This window comes from Streptomyces sp. NPDC004667 (assembly GCF_040609475.1).
Taxonomy (GTDB): Bacteria; Actinomycetota; Actinomycetes; order Streptomycetales; family Streptomycetaceae; genus Streptomyces.
Genome location: NZ_JBEXKC010000014.1, coordinates 23,069 through 38,885, shown reverse-complemented (window position 1 = coordinate 38,885; position 15,817 = coordinate 23,069). Strand labels below are relative to the sequence as shown.

Genomic DNA, 15,817 nt, shown 5'->3' with positions numbered 1-15,817 from the left:
AACCTAACCGGCGACGGCCTTCGGTCGCGAACCGGTCTCATGTGCCGGTCGTACGCGTCGCCGCGCCTCCCGCGCACCCGTGACCAGCACGATCCCCCCGGCAGCCGCGCCGAGCGCCGCGCACAGCGGCCACAGCAGGTCCGGCGCGGTGTCGTACAGGGCTCCGCCGAGGGGCGCGGCGAGGACGAACCCGCTGATGGAGACGCCCGCGTACAGGCTCTGGAACCGGCCGACGGCGTGCTCCGGCGACTCGTCCGCGACGTACGCCATTGCGGTGGTCTTGTAGAGGATCTCCCCGAGCGTGAGGAGCAGCATCATCGCCACGGCCGTCGCGGCGCCGGCCCCCGCCGTCAGCATCGCGTAGCCGCCGCCCACCAGCACCAGTCCGCCGCCGATGACGTGCAGCGGGGAGCGCCTGCGCAGGGCGAGGGCGGCGGGGATCTCCAGGAGCAGGATGACGCCGCAGTTGATCCCGACGAGCCATCCGTAGGCACGGGTGTCCAGACCGTGGTCGGCGAGGTAGACGGGGAAGGTCGTCAGGTGCTGCCGGTAGACGACGTCGATGACGGCGATCGCACCGAGCAGGACCAGTACGGCGGGCCGCGCACGCAGCTCCCGCCACAGCCCCCCGCGGCCCGGACCCCCGTCCGGGGCCGCGGGAGGGGCGGTGGCGGCCCGGGCCGGGACGACCCGGGCGGTCCAGAGGGCGAAGACGAGGGTGCCGAGGCCGTCGGCGACGAAGAGCCAGTCGTACGAGAGTCCGGTGGCGACGAGGGCTCCGAGGGGTCCGCCCACCGCGAAGCCCCCGTTGGACAGGCAGCGGGTGACGGCGAAGGCCTGGCGGCGGGAGCCTTCCGGCACGGTGACGGCGACCAGCGCGGAGTTGGCGGCGCGGATCACCCCGGAGGCGTACTGGGCGAACGGCAGCAGGAGCGCCAGCAGGAGGGTGGGGGCCGCAGGCAGGGCGACGAGGGCGGATCCCCCGAGGGCCGAGGCGGCGAGCAGCACACGGCGGTGGCCGAAGCGGTCGCCGTACCAGCCGCCGGTGAAGTTGCCCGCGACCAGGCCGACGCCGCCGATGCCGACGACCAGGCCCGCCCCGGTGGCGTCGAGGCCGCGCGGACCGGTCAGGTAGAGGAAGACGAAGACGACGGTGAAACCGGCGACGGCGTTGACGAAGATCCCCGCGGCCAGCAGCCACACGACCCTCGGTACGTCCTTGAGCCCCTGCAGCACACCCGTGTCCCCCTGCACCCATCGAGTAAGTTCCCTTTAGGAACGGACTATGTCAGCATGGCAGCCTGGGGTCAACGGACAAAGGAGTGCCATGGCCCAGCGCACACACCTCGGCGACGCGGACTGTTCCGTCGCCCAGGCCCTCGACGTCGTGGGCGACTGGTGGACGCTGCTGATCGTGCGCGACACCGCGCGCGGTCTGCACCGCTTCGACGAGCTCCAGCGCGAGCTGGGCATGTCCCGCAAGGTGCTCGCCGAGCGGCTGAAGCTGCTCGTCGAGGCCGGGGTGCTGACGCGCACGCCGTACCAGGAACGCCCGGTGCGGCACGAATACCGGCTGACCCCGCGCGGGCGGGGCCTGCTCCCGGTCCTGGTCGCCCTCCAGGACTGGGGCGACGCCTGGATCCTGGGAGAGGGAGAGATGACGGCGACGACCGAGGAGTCCTCGAAGGAGGCCGCACGGGTGCACGCGCTGCGCGGCACCCGACTGCCGGAGCTGCTGCTGCCGGACCGTTTCGGCGAGCTCCGCGACCCGGTGGCGGACACGCCGTTCACGGTCCTGTACTGCTTCCCCGGCGCGTACGCCCGGGGTGAGTCCTACCCGCCCGGCTGGGCCGGGATCCCCGGCGCGAAGGGGTGCACGCTGGAGTCGTGCACCTTCCGCGACCAGCTCGCGGAGTTCACCGCGGCCGGCGCCACCGTCCACGGGGTCTCGACCCAGCGCCCGGACGAGCAGCGGGAGTTCGCGGAGCACGAGCGGCTGCGCTTCCCGCTCCTCTCGGACGCGGAACTGGACCTGGTGACGGCCCTGCGCCTGCCGACCTTCCGCGCGGGCGGGGTGAGCCGGCTGAAGCGACTGACGCTGGTCGTGGACCGGGAGCGCACGGTGCGCGAGGTGTTCTACCCGATCCGGGACATCGAGGCGAGCGTCGCCGCGGCCCTGGAGGCGGTCCGCTCCGCGCCCTGACCGGCGGCGCCCCGCGGCACGGTGTCGTCGCGCCGCCCGTGACGACGGCTCACGGCCGGCGGGGCAGGCCCAGGACCCGGGCGAGGATCTCGCGGGCGTACGCCTCCTCGTACGGGCAGTCCGTCAGCAGGACCTGGAGGCAGATGCCGTCCATCACGGCCACCAGCGCCCGCGCCGTCACCGGATCGGTGTGTTCCGCCAGTGCGTCGGCCACCGACTCCAGCCACTCGGCCGCGACCGGCCGCAGCGCGGGCCGGCGCAGGGCGGCCAGGTAGAGCTCGTACTCCAGCTCCGCCCGCCCCCGGTCCGCCGCCAGGACCTCCCCCAGCAGCCGGGCCAGGGCGTCCGCCAGGTCCTCGCCCCCGCGCGGCGCGAACGCGGGCGCGTAGGCCTCGTTGGCCTGCCGGAGGGCCGCCACCAGCAGATCGTCCAGGCTCTTGAAGTGATAGGTCGTCGAGCCCAGCGGCACGTCCGCCTCGGCCGCGGCGCTGCGGTGGCTCAGCCCCGCGATCCCCTTGGCCCCCACCACCCGGATCGCGGCGTCGATGATCCGCTGCCGCCGCTCGGGGTCGTACCGGCGCACTCCGTCGGCCATCAGTGGGCCGCTCCGCCGAGGTTCAGCAGGACCACCCCGGCGATGATCAGGGCGATCCCGGCGAGTTTCGCGGCGGTGGCGGCCTCCCCCATGAACACCATGCCGATGGCGGCGATGGCGGCGGTGCCGACTCCGGCCCAGATCGCGTACGCCGTGCCGACCGACATCGATCGGAGCGTCTGCGCGAGCAGACTGAAGGCCACCACGTAGCCCAGCAGCGTCCCCAGTGAGGGCCAGAGCCTGGTGAACCCCTCGCTGTACTTCATCGCGGTGGTCCCGGCGACCTCGGCGGCTATGGCCGCCGCAAGCAGTACGTACGGCATGCGTACAACAGTACACATCGATGCGTACAGATGTACACACGCAAGCCTCAGGACACTCACAGGCTGCGGTACTACGGTGTCCCCCCGCACACGACAGGGGGACCGCGTATGGCACAGCACTGGACCCACAGCGGCGGCGGCTGGCTGCCTCCGCAACGGCCCCGGCCGGGCGTGGTGCCCCTGCGCCCGCTGGGGCCCGGCGACATCCTCGGGGGCGCCTTCGCCGCCCTGTCCCGCTACGGCGGCCGGCTGTGCGGTGCCCTGCTCCTCGGCCAGCTCGCGGCGGGGGTGCTGGTCGTCGCGGCGGCGGGGGCGGCGGCCCTGGCCTCGCTCAGCCCCCGGGCCGGTGAACGGGCCTTCGTATGGGTGCTCCTGCCGGCGGCGGCCCTGTTCCTGGTCTTCACCTGCGCGCTGGCCACCGCCCTGATCGCGGCCCTGCTGCGGCCGGCGGTCCTGGGCCGCGCCGTGACCGTGCCGGGGCTGCTCGGGGCCGCGCTGCCCCGCACCCCCCGGGTGCTCGGGGCCCAGCTGACGGCCCTGCTGACGGCGGCGGGCCCGGGTGCGGCGGCCCTGGCGGCGGGGCTGCCGCCACTGGTGCTGCTGCCCCTGGCTCCGGTCGCCCTGTGGCTGGGCGTGCTGTTCTCGCTGGCACCCACCGCCGCCGGGTACGAGGGGCTCGGCCCGGTGGCGGCGCTGCGCCGCTCGGCCCGGCTGGTGCGGGGTGCCTGGTGGCGCACCTTGTGCTGGACCGCACCGGCCGTCGCCTTCACCGCGGGTGCCGGGTACGCGCTGCTGACGCGGGCCGGCCTCCCGGGCGCTCTGGCGGCCCTGGTCCTGCTGCCGGCCTTCCCGCAGCTGCCCGCCGGTCTCCTCTACGTGGACCGGCGGATCCGCCACGAACACCTGGCGGAGACCCTGACCGCCGAAGCGGCCCCCTAGGACAGCGTGAACCAGGCGGCCCGCGCCTTCTTCCACTCCGGGTGCGTCAGGTCCTTGGCCTCGGTGCCGTCGCCGTAGAGGTCCGCCGATCCGCTGTCGGTGATCAGCTGCACCCGGGCCCCGGGCACCGTCAGGTCGGGCACGTCCACGATGGCCTCCCAGCCGCCCGGGTCGGTGGTCGGCAGGTCGGCGCGCTTGACCGGGGCGTGGCCGGGAACGCCGTCCCACTGGTAGAGGGCGTAGGGGTCGGAGTTGTCGTCGGCGGCCCAGGAGCCGGCCAGGATCAGGTACTGGTTCGCGGCGTTCTTGCGGATGTCGCGGACCGCGAGCCCGCCGAGGTCCAGCTCGATCCCCGCACCGAAGACGGCCTTGGAACCGCTGGAGAGGACCTTGTCGAAGTTGGTGACGGGTACGAGCAGCGCCTTGCCGCCGGGCACGGCCGGGGCCAGCGGGGCACGGAAGCCCAGGTAGGCGGTGGTCGTGGATCCCGGGGCGAACTCCAGCCCCTCCACGTTGAAGCCGTCGATCTGCTTCGGGGCCTCGCCCGCGGCCGTCCCCGCCGCGAAGCCGTAGCGGTTGCCGTTCGCGGTGTCCCAGGCCACGAGGTCGTCGCGGAGCTTCTTGTACGAGCGCCCGTACGCGAGCTGGGTCGCGGAGCCGGAGCCGCTCACCGTGGTGGTGAAGACGGTGTTGCGGGGGGCCTTGTACTCGCCGTCCTTGTTGTTGCCGAGCGAGCCGGTCCAGTAGATGGTGTCGCCGATCCGCGTCGCGCCCTCGATGTCCACCTCCTTGGTGACGCCGAGCTGGGAGCTGAAGTCCCAGGTCCTGACGGGTGCGGCGGAGCGGGAACGGTCGTACAGGCGCAGCACGTTGTTCTCGTCGTCGGCGACCACCGTGTAGCCGCCGCCGACGTCCACGGCCGCCGAGGAGTCGGAGGCGCCGCTGAGGTAGCGGGCGTCGGCCGGGTTCTGGACGGCGCCGGAGGCCGCGTAGGAGAGGGTCTTGGTGGCGCTCTTGCCGCCGAGTCCGCTCACCTTGATGGTGAGGTTGGCGTAGCCGCGGCCCCGCGCGGTGACGGCGAGCTGCCGTACGGCGCCGGCGCCGGTCACGGTGACGTCGCCGGTTCCGGCGACGGAGGCCTTGCTGGAGGCGGTGGCGCTGACGGTGAGCGCGGAGGCGTCGGCCCCGCTCTGCCCCACGGTGACGTCCACGGTCTGGTCGCCGACCCCGCCGACGGCCCCGGACAGGTACGAGGACGAGAAGGAGATGGTCGGCGTGCCGTAACTGACGGCCTGGGCCGGGGCGTTGAGCCCGGCCAGGAGGATCGCCGCGAGCGCGGCCGTACCCAGGTGCTTGCTGTTCATCGGTGTCCCCCACGAATCGGGCCGAGCGCGAACCAGGCGGAGCGGGACTTCTTCCACTCCGGGTGCGTCAGGTCCTTGGCTTCGGTGCCGTCGCCGTAGAGGTCGGCGGCACCGTTGTCGGTGATGAGCTGTACGCGGGCGCCGGGCACCCGCAGGTCGGGCACGTCCACGATGGCCTCCCAGCCGCCGGGGTCGCCGGTCGGCAGGTCGGCGCGCTTGCGCGGGGCGTGGCCGGGGACCCCGTCCCACTGGTAGAGGGCGTAGGGGTCGGAGTTGTCGTCGGCGGCCCAGGAGCCGGCCAGGATCAGGTACTGGTTCGCGGCGTTCTTGCGGATGTCGCGGACCGCGAGCCCGCCGAGGTCCAGCTCGATCCCGGCACCGAAGACGGGCTTCTCGCCGGCCGCGAGGACCCGGTCCAGGTTGGTGACGGGTACGAGCAGCGCCTTGCCGCCGGGCACGGCCGGGGCCAGCGGGGCACGGAAGCCCAGGTAGGCGGTGGTCGTGGACCCCGGGGCGAACTCCAGCCCCTCCACGTTGAAGCCGTCGATCCGCTTCGGGGCCGCGCCCGCGGCCGTCCCTGCCGCGAAGCCGTAGCGGTTGCCGTTCGCGGTGTCCCAGGCCACGAGGTCGTCGCGCAGGCTCTTGTAGGCGGCGGTGAAGGTGACCTCGGTCGCGGCGCCCGAGCCGGTGATCCGGGTGGTGAGGACGGTGTTCCGTTCGGCCTTGTACTTTCCGTCCTTGGTGTTGCCGAGCGAGCCGGTCCAGTAGACGGTGTCTCCGACCCGGGCGGCGGCCTCGATGTCGGCCTCCTTCTTCGCGCCGAGCGCGGGGCCGAGGTCCCAGGACCTGACGGGTGCGCCGGAGCGGGAACGGTCGTACAGGCGCAGCACGTTGGACTCGTCGTCGGCGACCAGGGCGTAGCCGCCGCCCACGTCCACGGCGGCCGAGGCGTCGGAGGAGCCGGTCAGGTAGCGGGTCCCGAAGGCGGCGCCGGTCCGCGCCGAGGCGGCGTAGGAGAGGACGGCGGTGGCCGTCCGGCCGCCGCGGCCGGTGACGCGGAGCGTGAGGTCGGTGTACCCCTGCGCACGGGCCTGGACCGTCAGCCTGCGGTCGCCGTCCGGCGTGCGCTCCTGGCGTACGTCGCCCACCGCGGCGACGGCCGGGTTGCTGGAGGAGACCACCTGGAGCCGCAGGAACCCGGCCGGGACGCCGGCCTGCTCCACGTCGGCCGTGACGGTGGGGTCGCCGAAGGCTCCCACGGCACCGCTGAGGTGGTCGGCGGACAGGGTGATCGTCGGAGCCGCGTATCCCGTGTCCGCACTGGCGGGCACGGTCAGCCCGGCCAGGAGCAGGGCCGCGGCCCCGGCGGCGCCCACGGCGCCGCAGCGGCCTGCCGGTGAAAGGCGAACGGTCACGGGGGTTCCTCTCGCGTGCGCCGTCCCGTCAGGACGGCCATCGAGAAGATTCGGCCACCGTGGCCAACTCCTGGTGCACTTCACCTGTCGGGCCGGAGAACAGGGAGGGCCCCCGGCACGACCGTGCCGGGGGCCCTCTCACCTACGCGTAGGTCAGACGTTGAAACCGAGCGCGCGCAGCTGCTCACGGCCGTCGTCCGTGATCTTGTCCGGGCCCCACGGGGGCATCCAGACCCAGTTGATGCGAAGTTCGTTGACGATGCCGTCCGTCGCCGACTTCGCCTGGTCCTCGATGACGTCCGTCAGCGGGCAGGCCGCCGAGGTGAGGGTCATGTCGAGGGTGGCGATGTTCGCGTCGTCGATGTGGATGCCGTAGATCAGGCCCAGGTTGACGACGTCGATGCCCAGCTCGGGGTCGACCACGTCGTAGAGGGCCTCGCGGACCTCTTCCTCGGTGGCCGGCTTGGTCGACGCCTCGGGCGTCGCGTTCTCGGTCATGCCGTCTTCCTCTCCGCGTCGCCCAGCACCTGGGCGGTCGCGTCCTTCCAGGCCATCCAGCTCAGGAGAGCACACTTCACGCGCGCCGGATACTTGGAGACGCCGGAGAAGGCGACAGCGTCCTCCAGCACCTCCTCCATCGCCTCGTCCGGCTCCAGCTTGCCCTTGGACTGCATCAGCTCCAGGAACGTGGCCTGGATCTTCTGCGCCTCGGCCAGCTGCTTGCCGACGAGCAGCTCGTTCAGTACGGACGCGCTGGCCTGGCTGATGGAGCAGCCCTGGCCCTCGTAGGAGACGTCGGTGAGCGTCTCCCCGTCGTACTTCACTCGCAGCGTGATCTCGTCGCCGCACGTCGGGTTGACGTGGTGCACCTCGGCGTCACCGTCGCGCAGGCCGCGGCCGTGCGGGTGCTTGTAGTGGTCCAGGATCAGTTCCTGGTACATCGAATCCAGCTTCACTGCGTCCTCGTCAGCCTCGTGTCGTCCGACTCTTCATCATCCGAAGAAGTTCCGTACGTGCTCCAGCCCGTCGATCAGCGCGTCGACCTCGGCCGGAGAGGAGTACAGGTAGAACGACGCTCGCGTCGTCGCGGGAATTCCGTACCGCAGGCAGACGGGGCGCGCGCAGTGGTGTCCCACGCGGACCGCGATGCCCTGTTCGTCGAGCACCTGGCCGACGTCGTGCGGGTGGATGTCCCCGAGCGTGAAGGAGATCGCGGCGCCGCGGTCCTCGGCCGTGGTCGGGCCGATGATCCGCAGGTCGGGCACCTCCAGGAGGCGCTTGACCGCGTACTCGGTGATCGCGTGCTCGTGAGCGGCGATCTTCTCCATGCCGATCGAGGTCAGGTAGTCCACGGCCGCGCCGAGGCCGACGGCCTGGGCGATCGGGGGCGTACCGGCCTCGAACTTGTGGGGCGCGGGAGCGTAGGTCGACGAGTGCATCGAAACGGTCTCGATCATCTCGCCGCCGCCCAGGAACGGAGGCAGGTCCTCCAGCAGCTCCTGGCGGCCCCACAGGACGCCGATGCCGGTCGGGCCGCACATCTTGTGGCCGGTGAAGGCCACGAAGTCGGCGCCGAGGGCCTGGACGTCCAGGGGCATGTGCGGAGCGGCCTGCGAGGCGTCGATCAGCACCAGCGCGCCGACCTCCTGCGCGCGCCGGACGATCGCCTCGACCGGGTTGACCGTGCCCATGATGTTGGAGACCAGCGTGAAGGAGACGATCTTCGTCTTCTCCGTGATGACCTCTTCGATGTTGGACAGGTCGAGCCGGCCGTCGTCGGTGAGGCCGAACCACTTCAGCTTCGCGCCGGTGCGCTGCGAGAGCAGCTGCCACGGCACGATGTTGGAGTGGTGCTCCATCTCCGTGATGGCGATCTCGGTCTCGCGGTCGACCCGGTAGGGCTCCTCCGCCCAGCCGAGCATGTTCGCCACGAGGTTGAGCGACTCGGAGGCGTTCTTGGTGAAGATCACCTCGTCGCGGCTCGGCGCGTTGATGAAGGCGGCGACCTTGTCGCGGGCGCCCTCGTACAGTGCCGTGGCCTCCTCGGCGAGCACGTGCACGCCGCGGTGGACGTTGGCGTTGTGCCGCTCGTAGTACGCGTTCAGCGCGTCGAGCACCTGGCGCGGCTTCTGCGAGGTCGCCGCGTTGTCCAGGTAAACGATCTTCTTCCCGTCGTGGACCACACGATCCAGCAGGGGGAAGTCCTTGCGGATCGCCTCGGTGTCGAGGAGGCCAGGCAGCTGTGTCACGCGGTCGCGCCACCCTTCACGTACTTGTCGTAGCCCTCGGCCTCCAGCTGGTCGGCCAGCTCGGCGCCACCGGACTCGGCGATGCGGCCGTTGGCGAACACGTGCACGAAGTCGGGCTTGATGTAGCGCAGGATGCGCGTGTAGTGGGTGATCAGCAGGGTGCCGACCTCACCGGTCTCGCGGACGCGGTTGACGCCCTCGGAGACGATGCGCAGCGCGTCGACGTCCAGGCCGGAGTCGGTCTCGTCGAGGATCGCGATCTTCGGCTTGAGGAGCTCCAGCTGGAGGATCTCGTGGCGCTTCTTCTCACCGCCGGAGAAGCCCTCGTTCACGTTGCGCTCGGCGAAGGCCGGGTCCATCTGGAGCTGCTCCATCGCGGACTTGACCTCCTTCACCCAGGTGCGCAGCTTGGGGGCCTCGCCGCGGATGGCCGTGGCCGAGGTCCGCAGGAAGTTGGAGACCGAGACGCCGGGGACCTCGACCGGGTACTGCATGGCGAGGAACACGCCGGCGCGGGCGCGCTCGTCGACGGACATCTCCAGGACGTCTTCGCCGTCGAGGGTCACGGTGCCACCGGTGATGGTGTACTTCGGGTGACCGGCCAGCGAGTACGCCAGCGTGGACTTGCCGGAGCCGTTCGGACCCATGATGGCGTGCGTCTCACCCTGCTTGACGGTGAGGTCGACGCCCTTGAGGATCTCGCGGGCGCCGTTCTCGGCCTCGACGGAGACGTGCAGGTCGTGGATTTCAAGCGTTGCCATGGATACCTCAGGACTCCTGGGTGAGGGAGACGAGCACGTCGTCCCCTTCGATCTTTACGGGGTAAACGGGTACGGGGCGGGTCGCGGGCAGACCGGAAGGCTTCCCGGTGCGCAGGTCGAAGGCCGACCCGTGCAGCCAGCACTCGATCATGCAGTCCTCGACCTCGCCCTCCGAGAGCGAGACGTTCGCGTGCGAGCAGATGTCGTTGATCGCGAACACCTCGCCCTCGGTACGGACGATGGACACCGGCGTGCCGTCGAGTTCCACCCGCTTGGGGGTGTCCTCCTCCAGCTCGCTCAGCGCACAGGCCTTGAGGTAGCTCATCAGACGGACGCCGCCAGCTCGGTCTCGATCTTGGCGAGCAGGCGCTCCTCGATGTCGTCGACACCGATCTGCTGGACGAGCTCGGCGAAGAAGCCGCGCACGACCAGACGGCGGGCCTCGTCGGCCGGGATGCCGCGCGCCTGGAGGTAGAAGAGCTGCTCGTCGTCGAAGCGGCCGGTGGCGGAGGCGTGGCCGGCGCCGACGATCTCGCCGGTCTCGATCTCCAGGTTCGGCACCGAGTCGACCCGCGCGCCGTCCGTCAGGACGAGGTTGCGGTTCATCTCGTAGGTGTCGGTGCCCTCGGCGCTCTTCTCGATGAGCACGTCACCGATCCAGACGGCGTGGGCGTCCTGGCCCTGGAGCGCGCCCTTGTAGACCACGTTCGACTTGCAGTGCGGGGCGTCGTGCGTGACCAGGAGGCGGTGCTCCTGGTGCTGGCCGGCGTCCGTGAAGTACAGGCCGAGCATCTCGGCCTCGCCGCCGGGGCCCGCGTAGGCGATCCGGGGGTGCAGGCGCACGAGGTCGCCGCCGAAGGTGACGACCACGGACTTGAAGCTCGCGTCGCGGCCGACCAGCGCGTTGTGCTGGGAGGTGTGGACGGCGGTGTCGTCCCAGTCCTGCACGGACACGAAGGTCACCTTGGCGCCGTCGCCGACGAGGATGTCGACGTTGGCGGCGCGGACGCCGTCACCGGTGTGGTCGATCACGATGATCGCCTCGGCGAAGGGCTTGATGTCGAAGACGGTGTGACCGAAGGTCGTGCCGCCCTCGCCGTGCAGCGCGACCCGGATCGGCTCGGCGAGCACGGTCTCCTTGGGCACGGTGACGACCGTGGCCTTGGCGAAGGAGGAGAAGGCCTGCGCGGAGACGCGGTCGACGGGGGTGCCGGCCTTGCCGATCCGCTCGTCGCCGCGCTCGACCGACTCGACCGTCACGCCCTCGGGCGCGTCGATCTGGGCCTTCATGGTGCCGTCGGCGACCGCGGTGCCGTCGTGCAGGCCCTTGAGGCGGGCGAGCGGGGTGAACCGCCACTCCTCCTCGCGGCCGTTCGGAACCGGGAAGTCGGCCACGTCGAAGGACGGCGGCGCGCTCATCCGGGTGGCGACGGTGGACTCGGCGGCCACCGCGATCGCGCCGGCGGTGGTGGAGCCCGCCGGGATGTTCTGAGCCTCAGCCATGGCTGTCGTGTTGCTCGCTCTCTTAAAAAACGCTGCCTACGTCAAAGAATGTGCTGGATGCCGGGCGGCGGCCGGTATTAGCCGACCGAGCCCTCCATCTGCAGCTCGATCAGCCGGTTGAGCTCCAGGGCGTACTCCATGGGCAGCTCGCGCGCGATGGGCTCGACGAAGCCGCGCACGATCATGGCCATGGCCTCGAACTCCGTCAGACCGCGGCTCATCAGGTAGAAGAGCTGGTCGTCGGAGACCTTGGAGACCGTGGCCTCGTGGCCCATGGAGACGTCGTCCTCACGGACGTCCACGTACGGGTACGTGTCCGAACGGGAGATCGTGTCGACCAGGAGCGCGTCGCAGAGCACGTTCGACTTGGAGCCGTGGGCGCCCTCGCCGATCTCGACCAGGCCGCGGTACGAGGTGCGGCCGCCGCCTCGCGCCACCGACTTGGAGACGATGTTGGAGGAGGTGTTCGGCGCCATGTGGACCATCTTGGAGCCGGCGTCCTGGTGCTGGCCCTCGCCCGCGAAGGCGATGGAGAGCGTCTCGCCCTTGGCGTGCTCGCCCATCAGGTAGACGGCCGGGTACTTCATGGTGACCTTGGAACCGATGTTGCCGTCGATCCACTCCATGGTCGCGCCCTCGTACGCCACGGCGCGCTTGGTGACCAGGTTGTAGACGTTGTTCGACCAGTTCTGGATGGTCGTGTAGCGGCAGCGGCCGCCCTTCTTCACGATGATCTCGACCACGGCGCTGTGCAGCGAGTCCGAGGAGTAGATCGGGGCGGTGCAGCCCTCGACGTAGTGGACGTAGGCGTCCTCGTCGACGATGATCAGCGTCCGCTCGAACTGGCCCATGTTCTCCGTGTTGATACGGAAGTAGGCCTGGAGCGGGATGTCGACCTTCACGCCCTTGGGGACGTAGATGAAGGAGCCGCCGGACCACACCGCGGTGTTCAGCGACGCGAACTTGTTGTCGCCGACCGGGATGACCGTGCCGAAGTACTCCTGGAAGAGCTCCGGGTGCTCCTTGAGCGCGGTGTCCGTGTCGAGGAAGATGACGCCCTGCTCCTCCAGGTCCTCGCGGATCTGGTGGTAGACGACCTCGGACTCGTACTGGGCCGCGACACCGGCGACGAGGCGCTGCTTCTCCGCCTCCGGGATGCCGAGCTTGTCGTACGTGTTCTTGATGTCCTCGGGCAGGTCCTCCCAGGAAGCGGCCTGCTTCTCGGTGGAACGCACGAAGTACTTGATGTTGTCGAAGTCGATGCCGGAGAGGTCGGATCCCCAGTTCGGCATGGGCTTCTTGTCGAACAGCTTGAGGCCCTTGAGGCGGAGGTTCAGCATCCACTCCGGCTCGGACTTCTTCGCCGAGATGTCGCGGACGACCTCCTCGGACAGACCCCGCTTGGCAGCGGCACCGGCCGCGTCGGAGTCGGCCCAGCCGTATTCGTAGGTGCCCAGGCCATCGAGCTCAGGGTGAGCAGTCTCCGTGGTCATGCGGGGTTCCTCCCGGCCGTACTTGCAGATACTGATGTGTCGGTCTGTGTGGCGCTTCGCGGAATGAACGTGGTGCACACCCCGTCGCCGTGGGCGATCGTGGCGAGGCGCTGCACATGCGTCCCGAGCAGGCGTGAGAAGACCTCGGTCTCCGCCTCGCAGAGCTGCGGGAACTGCTCGGCGACGTGTGCGACCGGGCAGTGGTGCTGACAGAGCTGTTCACCGCTGTGCGGACCGGGAGCGCTCTTCGCCGTAGCAGCGTACCCGTCCACGGTCAACGCCCTGGCAAGGGCCTCGGCGCGGTCCGCGGGGGCGACCGCGTCGACGGACTCCCGGTAGGTCTGCGCCTGCGCCTCCATGCGCGCCCTGGCGAAGGCGGCGACGGCCGCCTCCCCCTGCTCGCCCCCGCCGACGGACTGCGCGATCCAGCGCAGGGCGTCCGCGGCGAGGGTGTCGTAGGACTGGTCGAAGGCGTCGCGGCCGCAGTCGGTGAGCGCGAAGACCTTGGCGGGCCGGCCCCGGGTGCGCGCGCCGTACACACGCTGCTCACGGGGTGCGACCACGTCGTCGGCGACGAGCGTGTCGAGGTGGCGGCGGACGGCGGCCTGGGTGAGGCCGAGACGCTGCGCGAGGTCGGCGACGGTGGAGGGGCCGTGGTCCAGGATGGACCGCGCGACCCGGTTGCGGGTTGACCGCTCCCCGGTCGCGAGCTCCCCCTGAGGGGCCTCGCTCATCCGTTCGCCGTATTTCACAACGCCATTGTTGCGTAATTAAGCGAGCTCCGACAAGCCGTGACGGAGGCCACGCCTGGTGGTATCCATCACTAAGGGTTACCTAATTTATCGACGGAGAGTTAATCGGAGAGGATCGCTCCGCATTCGTACCGGGCCCCTCCGGCGCACCGGCGAAGGGCTCCCACCAGCAAGACTCCACCCACACTGCGGCCGGAATCGGTGAACGTGAGATTCCGGAAAAGATCACGGAAACGGACTGGGCCGACCGGGACCGCCGGACCGAAAAGAGCCGTGTTCGCCGCGCGGTGTTCGAATCCGAAGGCCGCGAAAACCGCCGCGGGCGGCCGCAGGACGGACATTCCGGCCGCGTCCCCGCGGGACCTGCAGGTCCCGCGGGTCGCGCAGGTCGCGCGAGCCCCGCAGGCCCCGTGAAGGTCGCCGTCCGGCGGGGCGGTGACCCCCCACCCCCAGGACCGGGGACCCCCCGGCGGCCTCCGTAGACTCACCCCCCATGAGCAACGACCCCGCCGTGGAGATCCGCGGACTGGTGAAGCGGTACGGCACCAAAACCGCCGTGGACGGCCTCGACCTCACCGTCCCCCGCGCCCGCGTCACCGCGGTCCTCGGCCCCAACGGCGCGGGCAAGACCACCACCGTGGAGACCTGCGAGGGCTACGTCCGCCCCGACGCCGGCACCGTCCGCGTCCTCGGCCTCGACGCGGTCGCCGACGCCGAGGCCCTGCGCCCGCGGATGGGCGTCATGCTCCAGTCCGGCGGGGTCTACTCCGGCGCCCGCGCCGTGGAGATGCTCCGCCACGTGGCCAGGCTCCACGCGCACCCCCTGGACGTGGACACCCTCGTGGAACGCCTCGGCCTGGGCGGCTGCGGCCGCACCCCCTACCGCCGGCTCTCCGGCGGCCAGCAGCAGCGGCTCGCCCTGGCCCTGGCCGTCGTCGGCCGCCCGGAGCTGGTCTTCCTGGACGAGCCCACCGCCGGCCTCGACCCGCAGGCCCGCCGCGCGACCTGGGACCTCGTACGGGAACTGCGCTCCGACGGGGTCACCGTCGTCCTCACCACCCACCACATGGACGAGGCCGAACAGCTCTGCGACGAGGTCGCCATCATGGACGCCGGCCGGGTCATCGCCCACGGCAGCCCCGAGGAGCTGTGCCGTGGCGGCGCCGAGAACACCCTGCGCTTCACCGGCCGCCCCTCCCTCGACCTCGCCTCCCTGCTCAAGGCCCTGCCCGACGGCACCCAGGCCGCCGAGCTCACCCCGGGCGCCTACCGCGTCACCGGCGAGGTGGACCCGCAGCTGCTGGCCACCGTCGCCTCCTGGTGCGCCCAGCACGGGGTGCTGCCCAGCAGCCTCTCGGTGGAGCGGCACACCCTCGAAGACGTCTTTCTGGAGCTCACCGGTAAGGAGCTGCGTTCATGAGCGCCGGTACGTTCACCCCCCGCCCGGGGGCCGCGCCCGTGTCCCGCATGATCGTCGCGCAGACGGCGCTGGAGACCCGGATGCTGCTGCGCAACGGGGAGCAGCTGCTGCTCACCGTGATCATCCCGGCGCTGCTGCTGACCCTCTTCTCCGCCGTGGACATCGTGGACACGGGTGCCGGGAAGTCCGTCGACTTCCTCGCGCCGGGCGTCCTCGCGCTCGCCGTGATGTCCACCGCCTTCACCGGGCAGGCCATCGCCACCGGCTTCGACCGCCGCTACGGGGTGCTCAAGCGGCTCGGGGCCTCCCCGCTGCCGCGCTGGGCGCTGATGACCTCCAAGACCCTGTCGGTGCTGGTCACCGAGGTCCTCCAGGTCGCCCTGCTGACGGTGATCGCCCTCGCGCTGGGCTGGTCCCCGCAGGGGAACCCGCTGTCGGTCGCCGCCCTGCTGCTGCTCGGCACGGCCGCGTTCTCCGGGCTCGGGCTGCTGATGGCGGGCACCCTCAGGGCCGAGGCCACGCTGGCCGCCGCCAACCTGGTGTTCCTGCTCCTGCTGGTCGGCGGCGGGGTGATCGTGCCGCTGGAGAAGTTCCCCGGTGCCGTGCAGTCCGCACTGGGGCTGCTGCCGATCTCGGCGCTCTCCGACGGCCTGCGCGAGGTGCTCCGGAACGGGACCGCGCTGCCCTGGGGCGACGCGGCCGTCCTGGCCGTCTGGGCCGTGCTGGGACTGGGCGCCGCCGCGAAGTTCTTCCGCTGGGAGTGAATCCCGTCCGCCGTGCGTTGGGCGGGCAGGGGGCTG

At 71.2% G+C, this 15,817-nt stretch carries 17 protein-coding genes; 4 read left to right on the top strand and 13 right to left on the bottom strand.

Annotated features, from left to right (window positions below):
* Positions 1-3: 3 nt before the first annotated feature.
* Positions 4-1,254: an MFS transporter gene (locus ABZW32_RS10715; RefSeq protein WP_356214001.1), complete on the bottom strand. Its 1,251-nt coding sequence runs from the start codon at positions 1,252-1,254 to the stop codon at positions 4-6.
* Positions 1,255-1,327: 73 nt separating this feature from the next.
* Here ABZW32_RS10715 and ABZW32_RS10710 point away from each other — a divergent pair, with 73 nt between their 5' ends.
* Positions 1,328-2,203: a winged helix-turn-helix transcriptional regulator gene (locus ABZW32_RS10710; protein WP_356213998.1), complete on the top strand. Its 876-nt coding sequence runs from the start codon at positions 1,328-1,330 to the stop codon at positions 2,201-2,203.
* Between the two features lie 49 nt (positions 2,204-2,252).
* Here the strand turns inward: ABZW32_RS10710 and ABZW32_RS10705 are convergent, their stop codons facing one another.
* Entirely contained in the window at positions 2,253-2,798 is a 546-nt protein-coding gene (locus tag ABZW32_RS10705; RefSeq protein ID WP_356213996.1) for a TetR family transcriptional regulator, read from the bottom strand.
* The gene (locus tag ABZW32_RS10700; RefSeq protein WP_266838393.1) at positions 2,798-3,121 is read right to left on the bottom strand and encodes a multidrug efflux SMR transporter; all 324 of its coding nucleotides are present in this window, start codon (positions 3,119-3,121) and stop codon (positions 2,798-2,800) included. Before ABZW32_RS10700 ends, ABZW32_RS10705 begins: the two co-directional genes overlap by 1 nt.
* Positions 3,122-3,229: 108 nt before the next feature.
* Here ABZW32_RS10700 and ABZW32_RS10695 point away from each other — a divergent pair, with 108 nt between their 5' ends.
* Positions 3,230-4,060, top strand: coding sequence for a hypothetical protein (locus ABZW32_RS10695; RefSeq protein ID WP_356213994.1), 831 nt, complete (start codon positions 3,230-3,232; stop codon positions 4,058-4,060).
* Here ABZW32_RS10695 and ABZW32_RS10690 read toward each other — a convergent pair.
* The 10 genes from ABZW32_RS10690 to ABZW32_RS10645 all read right to left on the bottom strand — a co-directional run bounded on the left by ABZW32_RS10690 (position 4,057) and on the right by ABZW32_RS10645 (position 13,579).
* Positions 4,057-5,424, bottom strand: coding sequence for a hypothetical protein (locus ABZW32_RS10690; protein WP_356213992.1), 1,368 nt, complete (start codon positions 5,422-5,424; stop codon positions 4,057-4,059). The genes ABZW32_RS10695 and ABZW32_RS10690 overlap by 4 nt on opposite strands.
* Positions 5,421-6,776: a hypothetical protein gene (locus ABZW32_RS10685; protein ID WP_356214154.1), complete on the bottom strand. Its 1,356-nt coding sequence runs from the start codon at positions 6,774-6,776 to the stop codon at positions 5,421-5,423. Before ABZW32_RS10685 ends, ABZW32_RS10690 begins: the two co-directional genes overlap by 4 nt.
* Before the next feature lie 216 nt (positions 6,777-6,992).
* Positions 6,993-7,337 (bottom strand): metal-sulfur cluster assembly factor, encoded by a 345-nt coding sequence (locus ABZW32_RS10680; protein ID WP_030027092.1) that lies wholly within the window; start codon positions 7,335-7,337, stop codon positions 6,993-6,995.
* Positions 7,334-7,795 carry a Fe-S cluster assembly sulfur transfer protein SufU gene (gene sufU, locus ABZW32_RS10675; RefSeq protein WP_266838396.1) on the bottom strand — a complete coding sequence of 154 codons (462 nt, stop codon included), beginning with the start codon at positions 7,793-7,795 and terminating at the stop codon, positions 7,334-7,336. Before sufU ends, ABZW32_RS10680 begins: the two co-directional genes overlap by 4 nt.
* Before the next feature lie 36 nt (positions 7,796-7,831).
* Positions 7,832-9,088 (bottom strand): cysteine desulfurase, encoded by a 1,257-nt coding sequence (locus ABZW32_RS10670; protein WP_266838397.1) that lies wholly within the window; start codon positions 9,086-9,088, stop codon positions 7,832-7,834.
* Positions 9,085-9,849 (bottom strand): Fe-S cluster assembly ATPase SufC, encoded by a 765-nt coding sequence (sufC, locus tag ABZW32_RS10665; protein ID WP_053785807.1) that lies wholly within the window; start codon positions 9,847-9,849, stop codon positions 9,085-9,087. Before sufC ends, ABZW32_RS10670 begins: the two co-directional genes overlap by 4 nt.
* Before the next feature lie 7 nt (positions 9,850-9,856).
* Positions 9,857-10,174, bottom strand: a complete 318-nt coding sequence (locus tag ABZW32_RS10660) for a bifunctional 3-phenylpropionate/cinnamic acid dioxygenase ferredoxin subunit (RefSeq protein ID WP_356213989.1) — start codon at positions 10,172-10,174, stop codon at positions 9,857-9,859.
* Complete coding sequence (gene sufD, locus ABZW32_RS10655; protein ID WP_356213987.1) at positions 10,174-11,352, bottom strand: Fe-S cluster assembly protein SufD; 1,179 nt, start codon at positions 11,350-11,352, stop codon at positions 10,174-10,176. Before sufD ends, ABZW32_RS10660 begins: the two co-directional genes overlap by 1 nt.
* A 77-nt stretch (positions 11,353-11,429) precedes the next feature.
* Entirely contained in the window at positions 11,430-12,845 is a 1,416-nt protein-coding gene (gene sufB, locus ABZW32_RS10650; protein ID WP_356213986.1) for a Fe-S cluster assembly protein SufB, read from the bottom strand.
* Positions 12,842-13,579 (bottom strand): ArsR family transcriptional regulator, encoded by a 738-nt coding sequence (locus ABZW32_RS10645; RefSeq protein ID WP_356213984.1) that lies wholly within the window; start codon positions 13,577-13,579, stop codon positions 12,842-12,844. The genes sufB and ABZW32_RS10645 overlap by 4 nt, the downstream gene beginning before the upstream one ends.
* Before the next feature lie 511 nt (positions 13,580-14,090).
* On the opposite strand from ABZW32_RS10645, the gene ABZW32_RS10640 reads away from it, so the two are divergent.
* Both ABZW32_RS10640 and ABZW32_RS10635 read left to right on the top strand, forming a co-directional pair.
* Positions 14,091-15,017, top strand: coding sequence for an ABC transporter ATP-binding protein (locus tag ABZW32_RS10640; protein WP_356213982.1), 927 nt, complete (start codon positions 14,091-14,093; stop codon positions 15,015-15,017).
* The gene (locus tag ABZW32_RS10635; RefSeq protein WP_356213980.1) at positions 15,014-15,781 is read left to right on the top strand and encodes an ABC transporter permease; all 768 of its coding nucleotides are present in this window, start codon (positions 15,014-15,016) and stop codon (positions 15,779-15,781) included. Before ABZW32_RS10640 ends, ABZW32_RS10635 begins: the two co-directional genes overlap by 4 nt.
* Positions 15,782-15,817 lie beyond the last annotated feature (36 nt).